The organism is Parabacteroides sp. FAFU027 (genome assembly GCF_022808675.1).
Lineage (GTDB): Bacteria > Bacteroidota > Bacteroidia > Bacteroidales > UBA7332 > CAXXIC01.
Genome location: NZ_JAKZKV010000009.1, coordinates 75,213 through 96,087, shown reverse-complemented (window position 1 = coordinate 96,087; position 20,875 = coordinate 75,213). Strand labels below are relative to the sequence as shown.

17 protein-coding genes are annotated in these 20,875 nt (G+C 43.0%); 7 read left to right on the top strand and 10 right to left on the bottom strand.

Translation table 11 applies throughout. The features are described 5' to 3' along the window. The first annotated feature begins 123 nt into the window (after positions 1-123). Entirely contained in the window at positions 124-948 is an 825-nt protein-coding gene (tsf, locus tag MLE17_RS14035) for a translation elongation factor Ts (RefSeq protein WP_243349343.1), read from the top strand. A gap of 153 nt (positions 949-1,101) precedes the next feature. On the opposite strand, the gene meaB is transcribed toward tsf, so the two are convergent. From meaB to MLE17_RS13985, 10 genes are all read right to left on the bottom strand, one after another. Then, the gene (meaB, locus tag MLE17_RS14030) at positions 1,102-2,190 is read right to left on the bottom strand and encodes a methylmalonyl Co-A mutase-associated GTPase MeaB (protein WP_243349342.1); all 1,089 of its coding nucleotides are present in this window, start codon (positions 2,188-2,190) and stop codon (positions 1,102-1,104) included. An 84-nt stretch (positions 2,191-2,274) separates the two neighbouring features. After that, positions 2,275-3,375: a 4-hydroxythreonine-4-phosphate dehydrogenase PdxA gene (gene pdxA, locus MLE17_RS14025; protein ID WP_243349341.1), complete on the bottom strand. Its 1,101-nt coding sequence runs from the start codon at positions 3,373-3,375 to the stop codon at positions 2,275-2,277. Between the two features lie 100 nt (positions 3,376-3,475). Further along, on the bottom strand, positions 3,476-4,510 hold the full coding sequence (gene rlmN / locus MLE17_RS14020) for a 23S rRNA (adenine(2503)-C(2))-methyltransferase RlmN (RefSeq protein ID WP_243349340.1): 1,035 nt from the start codon (positions 4,508-4,510) through the stop codon (positions 3,476-3,478). 144 nt (positions 4,511-4,654) lie between these two features. Further along, positions 4,655-6,790 carry a peptidylprolyl isomerase gene (locus tag MLE17_RS14015; protein ID WP_243349339.1) on the bottom strand — a complete coding sequence of 712 codons (2,136 nt, stop codon included), beginning with the start codon at positions 6,788-6,790 and terminating at the stop codon, positions 4,655-4,657. Positions 6,791-6,895: 105 nt separating this feature from the next. After that, positions 6,896-8,146, bottom strand: coding sequence for a hemolysin family protein (locus tag MLE17_RS14010; RefSeq protein WP_243349338.1), 1,251 nt, complete (start codon positions 8,144-8,146; stop codon positions 6,896-6,898). An 18-nt stretch (positions 8,147-8,164) separates the two neighbouring features. Then, on the bottom strand, positions 8,165-8,752 hold the full coding sequence (gene lptC, locus MLE17_RS14005; protein WP_243349337.1) for an LPS export ABC transporter periplasmic protein LptC: 588 nt from the start codon (positions 8,750-8,752) through the stop codon (positions 8,165-8,167). Positions 8,753-8,758: 6 nt separating this feature from the next. Then, the gene (locus tag MLE17_RS14000) at positions 8,759-9,997 is read right to left on the bottom strand and encodes a hypothetical protein (RefSeq protein ID WP_243349336.1); all 1,239 of its coding nucleotides are present in this window, start codon (positions 9,995-9,997) and stop codon (positions 8,759-8,761) included. Then, positions 9,984-10,712, bottom strand: a complete 729-nt coding sequence (locus MLE17_RS13995; protein WP_262920327.1) for a type III pantothenate kinase — start codon at positions 10,710-10,712, stop codon at positions 9,984-9,986. Before MLE17_RS13995 ends, MLE17_RS14000 begins: the two co-directional genes overlap by 14 nt. A 250-nt stretch (positions 10,713-10,962) precedes the next feature. Then, positions 10,963-11,895, bottom strand: a complete 933-nt coding sequence (locus tag MLE17_RS13990) for a slipin family protein (protein WP_243349334.1) — start codon at positions 11,893-11,895, stop codon at positions 10,963-10,965. A gap of 71 nt (positions 11,896-11,966) precedes the next feature. Continuing rightward, a complete protein-coding gene (locus MLE17_RS13985; RefSeq protein WP_243349333.1) occupies positions 11,967-12,152 on the bottom strand; it encodes a hypothetical protein in 186 nt (61 codons plus the stop codon). A 45-nt stretch (positions 12,153-12,197) separates the two neighbouring features. On the opposite strand from MLE17_RS13985, the gene MLE17_RS13980 reads away from it, so the two are divergent. The 6 genes from MLE17_RS13980 (at position 12,198) to MLE17_RS13955 (ending at position 20,728) form a co-directional block, all read left to right on the top strand. Next, positions 12,198-12,836, top strand: coding sequence for a hypothetical protein (locus tag MLE17_RS13980; protein WP_243349332.1), 639 nt, complete (start codon positions 12,198-12,200; stop codon positions 12,834-12,836). A 44-nt stretch (positions 12,837-12,880) separates the two neighbouring features. Further along, positions 12,881-14,116, top strand: coding sequence for a sigma-54 interaction domain-containing protein (locus MLE17_RS13975; RefSeq protein WP_243349331.1), 1,236 nt, complete (start codon positions 12,881-12,883; stop codon positions 14,114-14,116). A gap of 53 nt (positions 14,117-14,169) precedes the next feature. Further along, positions 14,170-14,673, top strand: a complete 504-nt coding sequence (locus MLE17_RS13970; protein WP_243349330.1) for an LptE family protein — start codon at positions 14,170-14,172, stop codon at positions 14,671-14,673. Beyond that, the gene (locus tag MLE17_RS13965) at positions 14,651-15,478 is read left to right on the top strand and encodes a tetratricopeptide repeat protein (RefSeq protein WP_243349329.1); all 828 of its coding nucleotides are present in this window, start codon (positions 14,651-14,653) and stop codon (positions 15,476-15,478) included. The genes MLE17_RS13970 and MLE17_RS13965 overlap by 23 nt, the downstream gene beginning before the upstream one ends. Positions 15,479-15,484: 6 nt before the next feature. After that, a complete protein-coding gene (gene secG / locus MLE17_RS13960; RefSeq protein ID WP_243349328.1) occupies positions 15,485-15,850 on the top strand; it encodes a preprotein translocase subunit SecG in 366 nt (121 codons plus the stop codon). 390 nt (positions 15,851-16,240) lie between these two features. Next, positions 16,241-20,728, top strand: coding sequence for a two-component regulator propeller domain-containing protein (locus MLE17_RS13955; RefSeq protein WP_410795634.1), 4,488 nt, complete (start codon positions 16,241-16,243; stop codon positions 20,726-20,728). The last annotated feature ends 147 nt before the right edge of the window (positions 20,729-20,875 follow it).

Sequence of the window (20,875 nt, the reverse complement as noted above, 5' to 3'; positions counted from 1 at the left end):
AGCTACCAGATATGAGTAACGAGCTACCGGCTTTCCAATAGGATGCTTGTAGCTCGTCACTTGTGTTCAGTGGCTTTTTTTATTTCAAATAGAATCATAACCTTTTAAATTAGATAAAATATTATGGCAGTATCATTGGCTGATATTACCAAGCTTCGTAAAATGACCGGAGCAGGTATGATGGATTGTAAAAACGCTTTAGCTGAAGCAGAAGGCGATATCGAAAAAGCAATCGAAGTAATCCGTAAAAAAGGACAGGCTTTCGCAGCTAAACGTTCTGACCGAGAAGCGGCTGAAGGTTGCGTATTGGCAGGTGCTAAAGATGGCTTCGCTGCAATCGTGGCTATCAAATGTGAAACTGACTTCGTTGCAATCAACGCAGACTTCGTTGCTATGACTAAATTGGTTTTGGATGCAGCCTTGGCTAACCAACCTAAAACAATCGAAGAATTGGCAGCTGTTACTGTTGATGGTCGTACTATTGCAGAAATCATCACTGACCGCTCAGGTATCACCGGCGAAAAAATGGAATTAGGTTTCTACGAAATCGTTGAAGCTGCTTCTACTGTAGCATACATCCACCCGGGTAACAAACTGGCTACTATTGTTGCTTTCAACCAGGCTGGTGTTGATACTCAGGTTGCAAAAGACGTTGCTATGCAGGTTGCTGCGATGAACCCTGTTTCATTGAGCAAAGAAGATGTTCCTGCTGAAATCGTTGAAAAAGAATTGTCTATCGGTCGCGAAAAAGCACGTGAAGAAGGTAAACCTGAAAACATGTTGGACAAAATCGCTCAGGGCCGTTTGAACAAATTCTATCAGGATTCAACGTTGTTGGCTCAGGCTTTCATCAAAGATGGCAAAGTAAGCGTTGCTGATTACATGAACTCTCAAAGCAAAGGTTTGACTGCTACAGCATTCAAACGTGTTACTCTGAACGTAGAATAGTATATTTCATTTCTTTCTATATGAAAAGAGGCAGCCGTGATGGTTGCCTCTTTTTTAGTTCAGTATGGGTGTAACTTCTGAAATATTAAAATAGAAAAGCCGAATCGATTTTTGTTTTCGATTCGGCTTTTATTATCAGTCGAATGTCGGTATTTATTTCTCCCTGAAATACTCATCCAGCATTCTTTTTGCTGCAATGAAGGAGCTGATTTCACCTTTGAGGACTTTTTGTTCCATATGTTTGAGTTCCGTCTCACGATGGTGGTTTTTATAGAAGTGGTTTTTCAGGTTTTCATTGATGGATTCATACATCCAATACTTCGCCTGTTCACTTCTTCGGAAATCAAAATAGCCATTGATCTTGGTGAAATCCATATACTCATAGACCATATCCCAGATTTCAGTGATTCCTAATCCGTAATAGCCGGAGTAAGTCAGAACTTTAGGTGACCATCCGGACTGGGTAGCCGGAAAGAGGTGAAGGGCATTGCGGAATTGAGCCTGGGCTAACTGAGCCTTTTCAATGTTATTTCCATCAGCTTTATTAATGACAACGCCATCGGCAAGCTCCATGATACCTCGTTTTATGCCTTGCAGTTCGTCTCCGGTGCCGGGAACCTGCAACAGCATAAAGAAATCCACCATAGAGTGTACAGCGGTCTCAGACTGTCCTACGCCGACTGTTTCGACAACAATGGTATCAAACCCAGCCGCTTCGCAAAGAATAATCGTTTCGCGGGTTTTACGGGCAACCCCACCTAATGACCCTGCCGAAGGCGAGGGGCGAATAAAGGCATTTTCCTGAACGGATAATTGCTCCATACGGGTTTTATCACCAAGGATACTTCCTTTGGAACGCTCACTACTGGGGTCGATGGCCAATACAGCTAGTTTTTTCCCTTTCGCAATTAAGTGCATGCCAAAAGTGTCGATGGAGGTGCTTTTTCCGGCCCCGGGAACACCTGTTATGCCGACACGTATTGCATTTCCCGCATGAGGAAGACATTTCTCAATCACCTCCTGGGCTACTGCCTGGTGTTCGGTTTTTGAGCTTTCCACCAATGTTACAGCCTGACTCAGGATGGTACGGTCTCCCCGCAAAATGCCCTCTACATATTCATCCGGAGTATAATGTTTTTTCTTTTGTCGTTTTTTTAAATACGGATTGACTGTGGGTGGTTGTTCGATACCCTTGTTTACACTCAGACCACCGAATTCATCTTTATTTTCAATATGTTCCATAATCGGTATGAAAAGAATAAGACACAATGAATCTGCATTTGTACATATTCTTTGTGTCTTAATGAATTATTAAATGAAATAAGCTTATTCTACAGAATCATCTCCTTTCAGGTTCAATACTTCGTTGTCGTTGCCTTTATCGAAGTATTGTTTGCGAAGCGGATTGGCTTTGGCTTCGAAATACCTTTTCCGGGATTTGAATACATCAATGGCCAGATAAAGAGCCTGGAGGAATGATTCCTCTGATGCTTTGTTTTGACCGGCAATGTCATAAGCGGTACCATGTGCAGGTGATGTCCTGATAACAGGCAATCCGGCTGTATAATTGACACCAAGATCCATTGCCAGGGTTTTGAATGGAGCTAAGCCCTGATCGTGATACATGGCCAGTATTCCATCGTACTTAGCGAACTGACCCGCTCCGAAAAAGCCGTCAGCAGGGAAAGGTCCAAAGCTCATAATTCCCATCTCCTGGGTTTGTTTCAGGGCAGGGATAATGATTTCTTGCTCTTCAGTGCCGATTACGCCACCGTCGCCGGCATGAGGATTAAGAGCCAATACAGCAATGCGTGGCTTTTGCAAACCGAAATCAATGGTTAGCGTATTATGGAAAGCTTTGATTTTATTGATAAGGTCTGTTTTGTTGATGGCCGAAGCTACGTTGGACAGCGGAATATGACCGGTAACCAATGCAACACGAAGTGAATCTTTGAGCAGAATCATCATCGCTTTACGGCCTTTGCCCAATTTTTCCTGGAAGAATTCTGTGTGTCCCGGAAATTCAAATTCACTGGACTGGATTGTCTCTTTGTTGATAGGAGCAGTTACAAATACATCGAAAAGCCCTTTTTCATACTCTTCGGATGCCCTTTTCAAAGCCAGAAAAGCAGCTTCTCCGGCAGCCGCGGTTGGCTTTCCCAGTTCTACTTTCAGCTCTTCATCTACACAGTTTACAATGTTGATGCGGTTTTCAGCCGCTTCAGATGCTGAGTTGATAATGCTATAGTTAATGCTGGGCAGTTCGAGTGTTTTACGGTGATAGGCCATAACTTTGGGTGAACCGTAGATAACCGGAGTGCAGATTTCCGTAATCCGTGGGTCTGAAAATGCTTTCAGGATTACTTCATATCCGATACCGTTGATGTCACCATGGGTTATCGCTACTTTTATCTTGTTTTCTTGCATATTGAATTGGATCAGGTATGTTAATGTTTAAGTGTAATTTGATTCGCAGCAAAATGCTTTGAAATTCGCCCTAAATTACAACATTTTGAAGAAATAGCTTCTATTCGTCGGCTTTCTTTTTTGATTCCTCGGTCGAAAGCATTCCGCACGCAGCAAAAATATCTTCCCCGCGTGAAGCTCTGATTGTTGTGTGTAATCCACTCTTCGTTAGAAAGTCCCTGAATTCGAACATCCGTTTTTCATCTGATGAGTTCAGGTTAATGCCGGGAATTGCATGAAAGCGAATCAGGTTAATCCGGCAGTCCAGCCCTTTCAGCAATTGAGCTAATGCGTTTGCATGACGAGGACTGTCATTGAAATCTTTGAACATGATATATTCAAAAGAAAGCCTTCGCTGTTTGGAAAAGTCATATTGTCTCAGCATTTCAACCAGCTCTTTGATGGGGAATGCTTTTTCAGCCGGCATGATAGATAACCGTTCATCGGGGAAAGGGGAGTGGAGGCTAATTGCCACATGGCATTGGCTCTCTTCCAAAAAGCGGAGCAATCCTTTTTTTAACCCACTGCTTGATACGGTGATTCTTTTGGGGCTCCAGGCAAATCCCCACGTAGCTGTTAGGATTTCCAGCGCTTTAAATACATTTTCCGTATTGTCGAGCGGTTCGCCCATCCCCATAAATACGAGATTGGTCAACGACTCACTTTCCGGAATTGATTCTATCTGATTGATGATTTCACCGGAGGTTAGGTTGCCGCTAAAGCCTTGTTTGCCGGTCATGCAAAAGAGACAATTCATCTTGCACCCGACTTGTGAAGATACGCACAGCGTTGCCCGTTCTTTGTCAGGGATATAAACCGATTCGATGAATTGGTTTTCATTTGCTCCAAACAGGTATTTGATGGTTCCATCCTGAGACTTTTGAGCAGAGACAGGAGTGGAGCGTCCGACAATGTATTTCTCTTTAAGCTGATTTCTGGCCTTTAAGGAAAGGTTCGTCATTTCATCAATTGATGTAACCCGCTTTTGGTAAAGCCAGTCACATATTTGCTTAGATGTAAATCCCGGCAGTCCAAGGAGTTTTACAATATCTGTCAGTTCGTTGAGTGTTTTGCCTAATAAAGTATCTTGAGTCATAACGACATTAAATTCTGATTGTTAAGGGCAAAGGTACGAAGATTTTACCATATAACGATTTCCGCTTTGATTGAGACGTTGGTAAAATAAAAACGAGGACATCTCAAAAAGAAATGTCCTCGTTTCAATACTATATTTCGCTGATTAATAGAATCTGATTCTGTTGTCTTCGATGTCAGCTCCTTTTTTCAGGGTTTCCATCATCTGATACATCAGGCGATACATGTAGTTGCCCTGAAGATTTTTTATCTCTGCTTTGGCGTCAAACTTCTGGTTGCCTACAGTTTCGTTGGTAACAGTGATAACGTATACACCACTTTTACCTTTGATTGGGCCTGTTAGTTTTCCTTTAGCAGTGTAAGGTGCGATACCACACAGGGCAGGTTCATCGCCGATACCGGTGATGCGGGCAGTGTTGAAGCTTACAAATTTCGCTGTGTCAAGACGACTTCCAAACGCTTGTGCATAGCCGGCGAGTGAATTGATGTTTTTCGCTTTCAGGTCTGCAATGATTTTATCCCCTTTCTTGTCAGCCAGGATTTCTGCTTTCAGTCTGTCTTTAACCACTTCAAGCGGAGAGTATCCTTTTTTCACGATACCATCGACAGCAGCAGCTACCAGATAACTTCCTACTTCGAAGATATTTGAAACATCACCTTTAGATGCTTGGAATATCCAGTGTACAATCTGACGGGCATTTCGTACCTCTCCGAGATTGTAATCGTTTTGTCCTACTACTTTATTGTCAAGAACAACGTAACCGCTTTTTGGCGCGTTTTCCGCAAATGCCGAACTTGAGTTGTTGTTGATGATATACTGGCTGAGTTTACCGTAAAGAGAACCGGTTGTCTTTTTACTTGGGATAACTTCATTAATGATAGAAGCCAGTTTTACTTTCTGGATAGCAGCCGTTTTTTCAGTAACCTGAATTACGTCGATGCCGTACATTGTTTTAACTTTGGTATAGCCATTAACCGGAGTGCTGAAACATGCATCCTTGAATTCTGCACCCATGCTCTTCACTGCAATTTCTTCGTTGAACCAACCGAAGTCGCCGCCCTGACGAGCGTTTTGAGCGATTGAGAACTTAGCTGAAAGGGCATTGAAGTCACCACCGTTTTTCAATACATTCATGATACTGTCAGCCAATTGGTTGGTTTTAGCTTCATCGGTGATTTGAAGTAAGATATGACGGGCTTTAACAGAGTCCGGAGAAACAGATTTAGCAACAATGCGGTGCATCATATAAGAGTTTCCATTCAGGTATGGTCCCATCACCTGTCCGTCTGAGCCTCCGTTAACGAATGCTTTAACGTTTTCAGGAAGGGTTCTTACAGGCATGAATGCGTCAACATATTGAACATCCGAGTTTTCGTTTACAACGTCAGATACTGAAGTTGTAGTAGAGAATTCCTGTTTAACCGCGTTGATTTTAGTTTCAACTTCTTTGAAGTCGTCCTTGCTTGGAGCAACTTTAACTGCAATGTATTTAACCGCACGGGTTTCATCCTGTTTGAAGCTTTCTTTGCGTTTGTCGTAAAGAGCTTTCAGTTCGCTTTCAGTTACCTGGATCGATGAATCAGGAATAGAGAAGTATGGCTTCATTGCGTAAAGGAAATCTACGCTTTTTTTACCTCCTTCGAATGCGTTTTTAGCTTCAAGTGTATTAGGAGCAACCGATTTAGCCAGCAACATGCTGTATTTCTCTTCCAGACGTTGTTGCTTGATGGTTTTTTGCCAGTAAGCCCAGTATTTTTTCAGTTCCTGGATTTGTTCAGCCTGTTCGCCTTTGTATTTATCCTTGTTGTCATCGTTGATAACTTTGAGGAAATTCAGCAGCGCTGCTTTGTCGAACATACCGGTCTGAGGATTTGCAAAAATGCGCAGGCGCTGAATCATAGGGGAAATGTGCTCGCCCTGAATCATGTCAAACATCTCTTCAGATGAAACGCTCAGGCCTACAGCCGTTGCATGTTCGTTAATCAGGGTTTCGCGTACTAAGCTTTCATACACCGATTCACGGATGTTTGAAACATACTCTTCAGGAAGAGTAGATTGTCCGGTTTCCATTTTGTAAACTGTAGTCAGTTCTTCTATACGGCTTTGGAATTCGTTTGAAGAAAATGATTTTCCGTTTACTACTACCACTTTATCTTTCGATTGGCGGAAAAAGGTCTGTCCGGAGTTCAGGAAGTCCCCGATGATGAAAGCAAATAAAGCCAAGCCGATGACACCAACAATGAGGCCGGCTCTGCTTCGGATTCGTTCTAATGTAGCCATTTATTTAATTTTCTGGATTTAATTAGGGTATTAATTTTAAGTTAGGGCACGAAGATACAAAAAATGCTATGAATACAAATGGAGCTGTGAAAAAAAACGAACCCTTTATGTCACTTTAAGCCGTATCAGGTCGATTCTGGTGGCCGATACTTTGATGATTTTAAAGCTATGTGTCCTTATATCAATGGTTTCGTTTGGTTTAGGGAATTTGTGGTGGTGAAACAGTATTAAGCCTGCCAGTGTCGTGTAGGCTTCGTTTTCTTCAAGATTCAGGTGGTATTGGGCGTTGATTTTATCGATTTCTATTTTTCCGGAGAAAATATATTCGTTGTTGCCTACCTGTTTCGAGATGTAGGTTTGCGTGTCATGTTCATCTTCAATTTCCCCGAAAATCTCTTCTACCAGGTCTTCCATCGTAACAATACCGGCCACGGCGCCGAATTCATCAAGGACGGCCGCAATGCTTTTCTTTTCTGCCATCAATTGCTTCATGAGCTTGTTGGCTGTCATTGTCTCGGGGACCATTGGGATCTGAGTGATGCAAGAATGCCAATCGACCGGCTTCTCAAACATCTCCGAGGTATGGATATATCCCAGAATATTGTCAAGGTTTTCGCGGAAGACGATTATCTTGGATAAGCCGGTTTCGATAAAAATATCCAGCAGATGCTCCAGCTTTTCGTTCCATTCCACGGCCACGATTTCAGAGCGGGGGACGATGCAATCCCTGAGTCTGATTTTGGAGAAGTCAAGTGCGTTCCGGAATATTTTTACTTCCGGTTCAATTTCTGCAGTATTAGAGGCTTCGTCAATGCTTTTCCGGATCATATTATCCAGGTCGACTTTTCCAAAAGACTCTTGTCTGTCGCTGCCGGTTCGTTTTACGCCACATAAGGCAAGCAGTTTAATGCTAATAAATGAGGCTGCTTTGCAGCATGGGGTAAGTATTAAATAGAGTAGGGCCAGCGGATAGGAAAGTGTACGTATCCAGCCGATGGAATTTAACCGGAAGAGCGTGCGGGGAATAAATTCACCGATAATGAGAACCGCAAACGCATTGATTAATATTAAAATGAGTGTCAACGTGAAATTGCTGTGACAGAAAGATTGCAGGAATGGAAGCGCAATCTTGCTGAAAAAGAGGATGAAGCCGACGATTGAGATGAAATATCCGACCTGGAGAGTTGTGATGAAGTTGACTGGATGTTTGAAATAGTGCTTCAGTATGCTGCCGGATATCCCGTTTTCTTTCATACAGAGCTCCAGCCGTAGTTTATTGGCCGACAGAAATGAAATTTCGATGCCAGCAAAAAATACGGAAAAGGTCAGAAATATGACTAAACCGGGAAAAAGCATACGTGTGGTGCCAGGGAGCTATTTTGAATCGTTGATATAAAATATCCCCTGTATTTTATGGATTTTGTAACTGGTCATCTGTTCGTTTGATTCGAAGCCGATACCTGTTATAATTTTGCTGATCTGGTTGATTTTAATCTGCTTGTTTGAGTATATTTTCTGTTGGTACTGGTCCCAGAAAAGTTCGTCAGTTTCAAAGGTTTCACCAACCAGATTGAGGATTTTGACGTTTTTCTTTAGTCTCCACAATTTCCGGGGCACATAGAAAAATGCAGAGTCTGCTTTTATGCTTGCTTCCACATGCAAGGCCGAGTCAAACTTTTCTACGTAGATGCCTTTCGGAAAACTCCAGTAAGCCTCCGCACTCCGTTCAAATATAGCCCATTCATCTGCTACCAGACGATAGCGGGTGATTCCTGAATCAGAAATTAACGAGGATACATTTTTGGTAAGCAAGGTTGGTACCTTGCTTACGTCTTTAAATGACCGTATGGTTTCACTCTCCTGTTTTGAGCAGGATGCGATTGTCAAAATGGTGCCGAAAATAACCAGATTGAAGAAAAAACGATGTTTTAGGTTGTTACGGAAACTATGATGAAAGTGCATTATTGATTACTCCAGTTTGCGTTTAAAGAACCAGAACTCATCCAAAGTCAGGCTGACGGTGAATTTGAGATAGTTTTCATACAAGAAAGACGAATATTCCGGTTTCATTCTGCTGTACTCAACAGATATGTTTAGGAAAGATGATTGTGTCGGTATTTTCTTTAACGGTAATCCAAGACCGGCACTTACCCCAAATTCGCTAAGGTTGCTGTTTTTTACATTCAGGTAATTATTTGAATAATAACCTCCAAAGCGATAGCGCATTCTTTCATAATAGCGGCGTCCTAAAGCATTAGGCGTGAATTCAGCGCCGGCTGAAATTCTGGTGCGGTTGTTGAGTGTATCCTTGTAGCTGTAATATTGAGCATCAGCCCATTTCTGATACGTACCGTCCAGTGCGACATGCCATTGCTTATTTAGCTGCATAGACAGACCGGCTCCATAGGTTTCGGCAAGTTCGAATTTTTTTGCCAGTGTGACAGAATCCCCCTTGTACACCAGCTTTTTAGCCGTGGAGTTCAGATTGACCTTTGGGATGTATTTAAGTCCTATGCAAATGCTCCGGTCTTTACTGATATTCGTAAAAAATTGGGCTCCGAATTCCGGCTTAAATGCTCTTACCCGAATTTCATTGGTGATGATTGAGGCGGTTGTGCTACCTGTAAAATAGGTTTGGCTGGTGTGGCTGATTGTACCGAACAGATAGTTCAGGTTAACCCCGAGAGATACGTGGTTAAATAATCTGCCGGCGATACCCAGATATGCCTGAGAGAATCCTCCGCTACCGTAATAACTGTTTTCAGCAAAGTTACTGGTCTGTCCTTTGGGTTTGATGGAATCCCCGAACTGGTAACCGACAAAAGAATAGGGTAGGATTCCCACACTGGCTCCAATCCCTTTTGCGATTGGGAATTGCATGGCGATATAGTCAATGTTGCCGTTGTAATTGGTGGATTTCATGGCGCCTTGTTTGAAGTTGCCAATTTCACCTTTCAGACCGAAATCAAACAGGAAGGTGGTGGAGTCAATTACCGAATACGATGCCGGGTTGTTCGGGTTGATTTGTTTCTTGTCGCGCGTTCCTAATGAAGTTCCCCCCATGGCTCGGCTGGCGCCAAATCCGCTTTCGGCCAATTGTCCATAACCATATCGGGTGTAAGGAGAATAGGTGCTGTTCTGTGAAAAAGAGGGAATAGCAATGGCTAAAGCAAAGAAGCCTAGCGCGATGGATTTAATTTTTTGCATTGTATTCGAGTAAACTGTTTAAGCCTTTCAAAACAAGATATTCATCTGCAAAGATGGAGCTTTTTAACCTTTCGCCAAAATAAAAAGCGTCGCCTCCGGTTAAAAAAATCAAAAGGTTCTGATTTCGCTCTCTGAAGTGGTGGATATAGGATTCTATTTCAAAAATCATACCCTGTGCAACTCCCGCACGGATGGCGGTTTCCGTGTTATATCCAAGCAGAGGGGTATCCCCGGTTTTAGAGATTAACGGTAATTTCCCCGTAAACTTGTGTAGTGCCTTAAATCGCATTTCAAGTCCGGGAGCAATATTGCCCCCAGGATAATTCCCCGAGGAGTCAATGAAGTCGTAAGTAATGGCGGTTCCGGCATCTATCACCAGAATGTTTTGGTTCGGATGCATTGCCCAGGCGCCGGCTACAGCCGCTATGCGATCATGCCCCAACGTTTCCGGTGTATGGTAAGTAATTGTAAAGGGGAGTTTTAGGGTGTGACTGAGTGTGAAAAATAGTGGCGCAAGTTTCTTGATACCGAATAAAACTGATTCTGGTATCTCGATCACTGAGGATAATATGGTTGCATCAATCTGATGCCCATCGATAAACTCTTCAATAAAACGGCTAGTCAATGCTGCTGTTTTGATTTGAGCTATCATTTGGCCATTCTTAAAAATAGCCAGTTTAGCCTGGGTATTTCCCTGATCAATGATGAGATTCATGTTGTTTTCGTTCACTATTTTCGGCAAAGATAGTCAACATCGGCGGTAATGGATAGGATTTCGTTGAAATGAAGGCGAGAATACGATCTTGGGAAAAAACATATCCAAAGTTTCAGGCTTTGGATATGTTGCGCGGTGCGAATCAAGAGTACGTTCAGTTGTGCTTCGAAAATAGAACCGTTTGCATACGAGTGAGTCCCAAAAGTCAGTTAAGACTTGTGGGACACGCTCTTTCTGTGTGCTGGAAATTTTATATCTCCCTGAATGGGAAAACGTCTTCCGGAGGCAAATCCGGCTTGTTCTTTCCCTTTTGAATGTTTTGGGCAAATGCAGTTGTTCCCAGCATGCTGCCGAGCCCCATGCTTTCAACCGCTGTACTCGGTACAATCACGATGGTGGAATTGGTCTTGAGTCCTTCGTACAGCATATTCATGGCGCGCAGGTGGAATGCAGTCGGATTTTCACTATAGGTTTTAGAGGCTTCTTCAAATTTACAGGCAATCTGACGCTCTGAATCCCCGAGGATAACTCTCGCCTGGCGTTCCCGTTCTGCCTGAGCTTCCATGGACATGGCAGCTTCCAGTCCCTGAGGAATCAATACATCTTTTACCTCTACTGAAATCACGTTTATGCCCCAGGGCTCGGTTCGTTCGTCAATAATGCGTTGCAGCAAGGTGCTCATTTTATCTCGGCCTTCCAGCATGTCTGATAGCAGGGTTTTTCCGATTACGTCGCGCAGGGCGGTCTGTGAAGCCCAACTGATGGCGCTGTAATAGTCGGCCACGTCCAGCGCTGCTTTAATCGGGTCAATCACTTTCCAGAATAGCACGGCATCTACATCCACCGGAACGGTATCTTTGGTCAATGTTTTTTCGGCTTTAAAGGATGTACTGATCACCCGGATGTCAATCCAGTAGGCAATATTGTCCACGATGGGAATGATGAAAAAGATACCGGGACCACGTAATGACTGAAATTTGCCCAGTCGGAGTACCACGGCCCGGGTCCATTGGTTTGCTACTTTTGTTGCTGAGGCTGCAATTAAAGCAATTACAGTAAACAGGATCATTATCTTTGCGCTGTCCGGCGATTCCAGATTGCCCGTTGTGGCATAGGTAATGCCGATTCCTGCCAACTCAATGACTACAAAGAGTAATGCAGAGATGGAATAGTTGGTTTGCATGGTGAGTGAGGGTTAAATGAGATTTGTGTTTAATGCTTATTTGGGGAGTAGTATTGTAAATGTTCTGGTAATCAACTATAAAACGATTGGGGTGAGCAGTTGGTTTTTGTTTTCAGTGAGATTTCTATCATGTCGTTTTTCAACAAGGCAAAGACAGCAAAAGGTAATCCGTACGACATCGTTTCGGACTGAAAACGGATAGGCATTAAGCCTTGTTTTTCTGCCAAAATTTCCGAAATAGCCACACGTTTTGTCATATCCGTCCCGATTTTATTAACTTTGCGTGGATATAAGTGTAATGTATGCTTGATTTTCCGCAAATATCATCCCGTTGGTTGCGAAGGAATGCTCCCTTTGTCGGAATTGTATGGTTCTGGGCATTGCTGATGTTTGCCTTCCTGACCTGGAAGATGGCTATCGATGCCAACCCGTACGGACATTATTTTGCCCTGTTCGGACACGATTTTACGGCAATGATGTATGCTTTGTCGTGTCATACGGCTAACTGGAGTGCCTCGCTGATGCAGATGCTTGGTTTTGAGGTTTTCGCCCGTAATGATGAGCTTTATCTGCAAAATGGCTACACCGTTATGGTCATCTGGGGATGTACAGCAGTGAAAGAACTTTACCTCTTTTTGCTGATTATGATTTTTTATTGCGGACCTTTTTGGGCAAAAGTGTGGTACACGCCGATATGTCTTGTGGTTCTTTATTTATACAACCTGTTACGTATCGGACTGATTCCATGGTTTGCCGGGAACGGATATTATTCATTTGAATTCTGGCATGAGCTTTTCCGGCTCTCTTATTACGGATTGCTCTTTTTGTTGTGGATCGGATGGAACGAACATTTTGTAACGAAGCAGTTTGTACGCATTCGCCTGAAACGGATGTTTAAGGGGACAAAGGTTATTCATCGGTTCAGGAGACGGTGGTGGTAGGATTTGAAGAATGTTTTTCAGTGATTTAATTCAATAAAACAGCGATGGCGGCATCAGAAATAGTTCAGATAAAACAACGTTTTGGTATTATAGGAAATGCTCCGGGACTCCACCGGGCGATTGATATAGCGATACAGGTCGCACCTACAGACCTTTCCGTATTGATTACCGGTGAAAGTGGTGTCGGGAAAGAGTATTTTCCCCAGATTATTCATCAGAATAGCAGACGTAAACATGGCAGTTACATTGCCGTAAACTGCGGTGCTATTCCCGAAGGTACGATTGATTCCGAGTTGTTTGGTCATGAAAAGGGCTCTTTTACCGGAGCATTGTCTGACCGCAAAGGTTATTTTGAGGTGGCTGATGGTGGTACCATTTTTCTGGATGAGGTAGGGGAGTTGCCTTTGCCTACGCAGGCCCGTCTGTTGCGTGTGTTGGAGTCCGGCGAATTTATCAAGGTAGGTTCTTCCAAAGTTCAGAAGACTAATGTGCGTATCGTTGCCGCTACTAACCTCAATATGGAACAGGCCATTTCCGATGGCCGTTTCCGTGAAGACCTTTTCTACCGCTTAAATTCAGTGCCCATTCAGGTACCTCCTTTACGTGAGCGGGGAGACGATATTTACCTGCTATTCCGTAAATTTGCCGCTGATTTTGCCGAAAAATATCGCATGCCGGCTATCTATCTGACTCCTGATGCCCAGCGTATGCTGGTATCGTATCGTTTCCCGGGGAATATCCGCCAGTTGAAAAATATCACCGAGCAGATTTCTATTATAGAGCAAAACCGGGAGATCAGTTCGGATATCCTGCGAAATTATCTTCCCAATTATGATATGGAACGTCTGCCTGCTATATTGGGCAAAGGGAAAGAGGAGCGGACATTTGGCTCTGAACGGGAAATTCTCTATCAGGTGTTGTTTGATATGCGCAAAGAGATTCATGAACTGAAACAACTGGTTCATGATATCATGTCGGGCAATGAGCCGGATTTGTCTAAAGTCAACATTTTTACCAATGCCGAACCGGTAGTGCAGGCTCCCGTAACCCATGTCCCAACTATTCAGATCAAAACACCGGAACCGGTAGAGCACATTCAATATACTGAGGATTACGAGGTGGAACAAGATCCGGTCTTTACACTGAATGATGTTGAAAAGGACCTCATTAAAAAGGTGCTGGAGAAATACAAAGGCAAACGCCGTCCTGCTGCCAAAGAGCTGAATATTTCAGAGCGGACACTTTACCGTAAAATCAAAGAGTACGGATTAGAAAATTAAAATACCCCGGTTTAGAGAGACATCTGGTGACAAACCGGCACAATATTTACCTGATGAAGAAAATTATTCTGGCCTCTGCCATTCTTTTCCTGATGCAAGCCTGCACTGTTGCTTATAAGTTTAATGGCGCATCCATTGACTATACTAAAGTGAAAACCTTCACCATAACCGAGTTTCCGATAAAAGCGGCACTGGTGTATGCGCCCTTGTCGCAGGCGTTTACCGAAGGACTACGGGATATCTACAACCGTCAGACACGCCTTCGTCCTGTGAAGCAAAATGGAGATCTTACCCTTGAAGGTGAAATTACCGGATACAACCTGACCCCCCAGGCGGTAAAGGAGAATGCGTATGCATCCGAAACCCGTCTGACTGTAACCGTCAGGGTGAAATACACCAACCGCATTGATCCAAAACAGAGCTTTGACCAGTCCTTTTCGGCCTATCGCGATTTTCCAAGCACCAAGATGCTGACTCAGGTGCAGGATGATCTTATTAAAGAGATTGTCGATGAATTGACCGATAATATCTATAATGCAACGGTGGCTAACTGGTAATTTACAGGTGATGGTAGAAAATATACTGAAATGGGTAAATGATCCCTCGTTGCTGAATACAGAGACGTTGGGACAACTGAAACAGGCATTGGATGAGTCTCCCTATTGTCAGCCGGTCCGAATTCTTTATCTGAAGAACCTTTACCTGTTGCGGCATCCTGATTTTTTTGCCGAATTGCAGCATGCCTCGGTTTTTATTGCCGACAGACGCCACCTTTTTTATTACCTGGCAATCAAAGAGGAGCTCTGGAACGAAGTGTTTGAGTTTTATTCCCGGCAGAAAAAGCAAAAGAGTGAGACGGCTTCAGCGGATACTTTTGCCATGATTGACTCCTTCCTTCAGGATTTTGCCCCGAATCTTTTACAGCCAACCGCCAATCAGCCCACCCAGAAAGCGGCCCGTATGGCTATAGCTACGCAGGATTATGCCAGTTTGCTGGTTAATGAAGAGTCACCTGCCGGATCCGGTGAAGAGGTAAAGGATGAGCCAAAGCTTAAGCATCACGAGTTGATTGACGAATTTATCAATTTTGCCAGTACCGGCGATTCTATCCGGGAAAACCTGTCGGTATTAAAGGATGAACCTGAGCCGGAGGAACTGCCGCTTGCCGAAGATGTAAATATTCTCGATGATGATGATCTGCTCACCGAAAGTCTTGCTAAAATTTACATTAAGCAAAAACGCTACTACAGGGCCATCGAAATTATTCGAAAATTAAGCTTGAAATATCCGGAAAAAAGTGTTTACTTTGCCGACCAAATCCGTTTTTTGGAGAAACTCATTTATAACGTCAAAAAAGCATAAATAAAAATGTACACTTTAATTACCATTCTTGTTGTTCTTGCAGCAGTGTTCATGATACTGATCGTGTTGGTGCAAAACTCTAAAGGAGGAGGCCTTGCTTCCGGATTTTCGTCAACCAATCAGATTATGGGCGTTAGAAAAACGACCGACTTTCTTGAAAAAGCTACCTGGGGACTTGCGGCTGCTATCTTGTTGCTGAGCGTTATGTCTGCAGCTTTCTTCCCAAAAGCAGGTACTGTTTCAGAAGAGGATGCCGCCTTGAAACAACAGGTACAACAAGCCGCTCAAACAACACCAGGTGTTGCTAATCCGGGTTTCGAAACTAAAACTCCTGCTGCTGCAACTCAACAAAAAGGTGATAGCGCAAAATAATTGTTATCTGATAGATAAATAACAAAAAAGAGCGATTCGTACGAGTCGCTCTTTTTTTTTGCCCTTTATTCTGACGAATTTTTATTCTTTCGAAAATCGCGTATCCAATTAGGAACGTTAAATACAGTTGCGTGAATACTCCCTTGAGTCAGGATTGTGTATAGGATTATTCTATATTGACTTTAGGAACAAATGTATCAAATATGATAGAAATACACTTATGAAACAGAGATGAAATAGTCTTTGAAAAAAGTATTTTATCTCTATGTAACCACTGTATCATCCTGTTTTATCATAAAGTCAAAATAGAGTAAACATGGAGAAAGCCCAAAGAGAACTATAGTGAGTTTAGCTTTGAACTCTTTAAAGACTCACTCTTTAGATAAACAAATGATTTATTCCTCAGATAATTGGTCGAACAAAATAATTAATACCTTTATCTCCCAAAATCCAACCATAGTTCATATACCAGTCATGCCTTTGTTTTCATTGCCATTAAGAACATTATTTTTTACAGTTCTGATATTGATATCAGTCAGGGGAATAAGTTCTCAGGTTTCACCTCAAATTACCCATTACTCCGTTGACCATGGATTGTCAGAGAATCACCTCCTCTGCATGCATCAGGATCGTAAAGGCATGATGTGGTTTGGAACGTATGATGGATTGAATAATTTTGACGGATATACTTTCAGATGCTTTAAAGGTGGATTGAATGGGAGTTACCCATTGTCGAATTTACGCGTTGACCGGATAAAGGAGGATAAACAGGGCTATTTGTGGTTACAAACCGATGATGATCGCGTTTACAGATTCAACCCTAAGACCGAGCAGTTTCTTCCGGTTCCCCAATGTGAAAGTGATTATAAAAACTATAACCTGCCATTTCCGCAAAATAATGTTTCGGTGCAGCCGGATGGCTCTGTGTGGATTTACAATGAACACGATTGTTTTCGGGTAAAGGATACGGAACCTTCTAATCATCTCAGACTGACTCATTATTCCCCTAAAAAAGGCGTTCTTCCGTCAGGTAAAATCAATAAGATTTTTGTAGATAAGCATTCAAATACCTGGATCTTAACACCCAAAGGAATCTGTCGGCTAAATAAAAACGGTGGTAGTCGCACATTTGTAGCAGGTAAAGGCCGCACCTCGTTTTATGCTATTACAGAAAATGCCGGAAAGCTCTATATCGGAGGGGAAAAAGGGACTCTGTTGGTCTATGACCCAAAAACAGATAATCTCAGACGAATCGTAACACCTTTTTCCGAATATATTTCAGACCTTCAGAGTATAGGGCAGAATGAGCTTTTTATTTTGACGAATAGCTCCGTTTTTTATACCTATCGTTTTTCGACCGGACAATTTAATTCGTATCAGATAAATAATATTCCGGATAAATCGGCATTGGGAAGCTATAAAGACCGGGATGGAAATATCTGGATTGATGCCGGTTATCCCGGTGGGATTTTATTTGAATTATCTTCGCATACCATACGTTATCTGCCGGTTGATATTTCCGGATTTGTAAATCCCCGTGTTACCAAATGGAATATTACCGAAGATATCAACAATAATCTCTGGCTAAAAACCCGAATGGGCGGAATTTTCAGGTACAATAAACTTGAAAAACGACTGGAACCACTTCCTGTATCGGGTGGGGACAGAAAAAGCATCACCAATCTTGTACACGCCTTTCTGCCCGACAAACAGGGCAACTTATGGCTGAATACCTATTTGCAGGGGGTGGATAAGGTGGTTTTCCGGCATGAGCCATTTGCCTTTGTTAAACCGGTTGAAACTTCCTCTTTTTCTCCCATAAATGAAATCAGGTCGGTTTATGAAGATGCGGAAAGGCAATTATGGGTAGGCTCCAAGAAAGGGTATGTTTATGTGTATGATAAAGAGCGGAAGAGTAAAAGGCTTTTAGGTGCTGACGGAAAGCTGGGAGGAAATCTTCCCTTTGAGGCTCAGGTTTATCATATTATGCAGGATTACACCGGTGCTATCTGGTTGGCAACCAAAGGAAAGGGGCTCTTTAAACTTGTCCGGAAATCACCGGGCGCATATTCCATAACCAATTACAGGAATGTGCCGGGGGATAAATATAGTCTCAGTTCAGACCAGGTATATTGGATGTATGAGGATAACCGTCACCAGTTGTGGATTGGAACTTATGGCGGAGGGCTCAATCTGCTGGATGCCGGTTCGGGGCAGATGCGTTTCGTGAATAGCAATAACTTGTTGAGGAATTTTCCGATAAAAGATTGTTCCAAAGTCCGTTGTATTGTGAGGGATAATTTCGGCCATTTGCTGATCGGAACTACTCAGGGATTGCTGGTTTCCGGTTCGATGACCGGTAAGCCGGAGGATATTCGCTTCAAACGCTATATTCATCAGGCGGATGATTCTTATTCGATTTTCGGAAATGATGTTCAGGGTATTTTACCAACACGAAAAGGAGATCTCTATGTAACAACCATTGGCGGTGGTGTTAATATCGTTAAAGGTGGCATAAGAGATGAAAAGAATGTCCGCTTTGAAGCCTTGAAGAGTAACGAGGGGCAGGAGGTCACAGCTGTCTATACATTACAGGAAGACGTGCACGGGAATGTGTGGATGTCCTCCCAGACACAGGTACTCAGTTATCATCCCTCCACTCAGAAATTTGATGTCTACAAACCAACTGCTGAAAATAACTACTATTTCAGTGAAGCGGCGGTTTGTCAGACTGCTGACGGCAAAATTGTATATGGAAGTTCGAATGGATTCGTCTTTTTTGACCCATACCGGATCAAGAAAAACACTTTTGTACCCCGGATATACCTGACCCGCTTGCAGCTTTTCAATAAAGAGGTGCGGGTAGGAGAGGAGGACTCACCGTTACAGCAAACGATTGATGAAACCCGGAAGCTGAAACTGACTCACAAGCAAAATACCTTTTCAATAGAATTCGCAGCTATTGATTATGTAAATCCGCAGGCGATTCAGTATGCCTATAAGCTGGATGGACTGGAAAAAGGGTGGAATTATGTGGGTAACCAACGGATGGCAACCTATATTAATTTGCCCAAAGGAACATACACGTTTCGGGTAAAATCAACAAATTCCGACGGACTTTGGGTGAATAACGAGAAGTCGGTCACGATTGTGAAAATGCCCTCTTTCTGGGAATCGGCCTGGGGATTTGTTTTTTATCTGTTGATGTTTGCCCTGTTTACTTTGGTGGTGGCTTATGTTTGGTTTACGATTTACAAGTTAAGAAATGAAGTGGCCATAGAGCAGCGCATCACCAATATGAAGCTCCGCTTCTTTACCGATATCTCGCATGAACTACGGACGCCTCTGACCCTGATTGCTTCTCCGGTTGAGTACTTGCTTATGAAAGAATCGCTTTCTGAAAATGCAAAGAGCCAACTGGAAATTGTGCAGAAAAATACGAACCGGATGTTGAGGCTTATCAATCAGATTTTGGATTTCCGAAAGATACAGAGTGAAAAGATGAAACTCATTATTGAAGAGGTCGCTGTGGCTCCTTATGTGGAGGAAATCTGTTCGGGTTTCACCAAACTGGCAGAAGAAAAGCATATCCGGTTGAATATTGTTGACCAATCTAACGGTGCGCATTTGTGGTTGGATAAGGATAAGTTTGAGAAGATACTGTTTAACCTGTTGTCCAATGCCTTTAAATTCACCCCGGCGGATAAGAGTATTGATGTAATCATTTACGAAGATATAGATCGTGTTTCCGTCACGGTAAAAGACCAGGGAACTGGAATTGCGCGGGAACGGCTGAAACTGCTATTTGAGCGATTCGAAAGCTTTGCCTCCAGAAATGTGACTACTCAATCCGGAACAGGCATCGGGCTTGCATTGACTAAAGAGCTGGTTGAACTACATCGAGCCAGCATTGACGTGGAAAGTGAGTCGGGTAAAGGTTCGGCTTTCATGGTTATTTTCCGGAAAGGAAATAGTCATTTTGGTGCTGATGTTGAGTATCTGTTGCAGGATAAGGAGCCGGTGGTTGAAGCCGCTGAAGTTTCTTTACAGAACTCAGCTGAACAGCACGTGAGTCTAAAAGAGGCGAATGAGCAGACCAAAGAGCGTTTTTCAATTCTGATAGCAGAGGACAATAGCGAACTGCGCGCTTTCCTGAAGTCGTCGTTATGTCAGCAATACGAAATCTATGAAGCAGAGAATGGACGGGAAGCTTGTGAGTTGGCGCTTTCGTATGTGCCGGATTTGATAATTTCCGATATTATGATGCCGGATATGGATGGTATTGCTTTTGCCCGCATTATCAAACAAGACCTGAATACCAGCCATATTCCGTTTATTCTCCTGACTGCCAAGACGGACATGGAAACCAAGCTGGATGCGATGTCTCTTTGCGTTGACGATTACATCACCAAGCCGTTTAGCCTGACCTATCTCGAAGCCCGGATTGAGAATTTGTTGAAAATCAGGGGGCAACTTCAGGATTATTTCAAATCATCATTGTCGGGCGGAGTCATCGCTTTATCCAAACCGGAAGTGACGAATCTGGACGAAGTATTTATCCAAAAAACGATGAAGTTTATCGAAGAAAACTATGATAATGCCGAAATGAACATCGACGATATCTCAGCAAGTATCGGAGTCAGCCGCTCTTCATTTTTCAAAAAGATAAAAGGCCTGACAGGAATGGCACCGGTTGATTTTATCCGGGAGTTTCGTCTGCAAAAGGCTGCTCAAATGCTCGAGGCCGGAGAAACCAATATCAGTCAGGTCGCCTTTAATGTCGGGATGAATGACCCTAAGTATTTCAGCCGTTGCTTTAAACAGAAATTCGGTGTGAATCCGAGTGAATACAAATCGGGCAAAAAATCAGGGGAATAGAGCCTGAAAAAGAATGTTTCATAATCTATAATACCAGTTTATCTACCTGTTTTTACCGGATTGACTCTTATTTAGCATCAGGCTATCTCGTATTTTTGTTTTAATAAATCTGAATCATATTCCATGTCCTGAGCTCCCGGTGAAAAC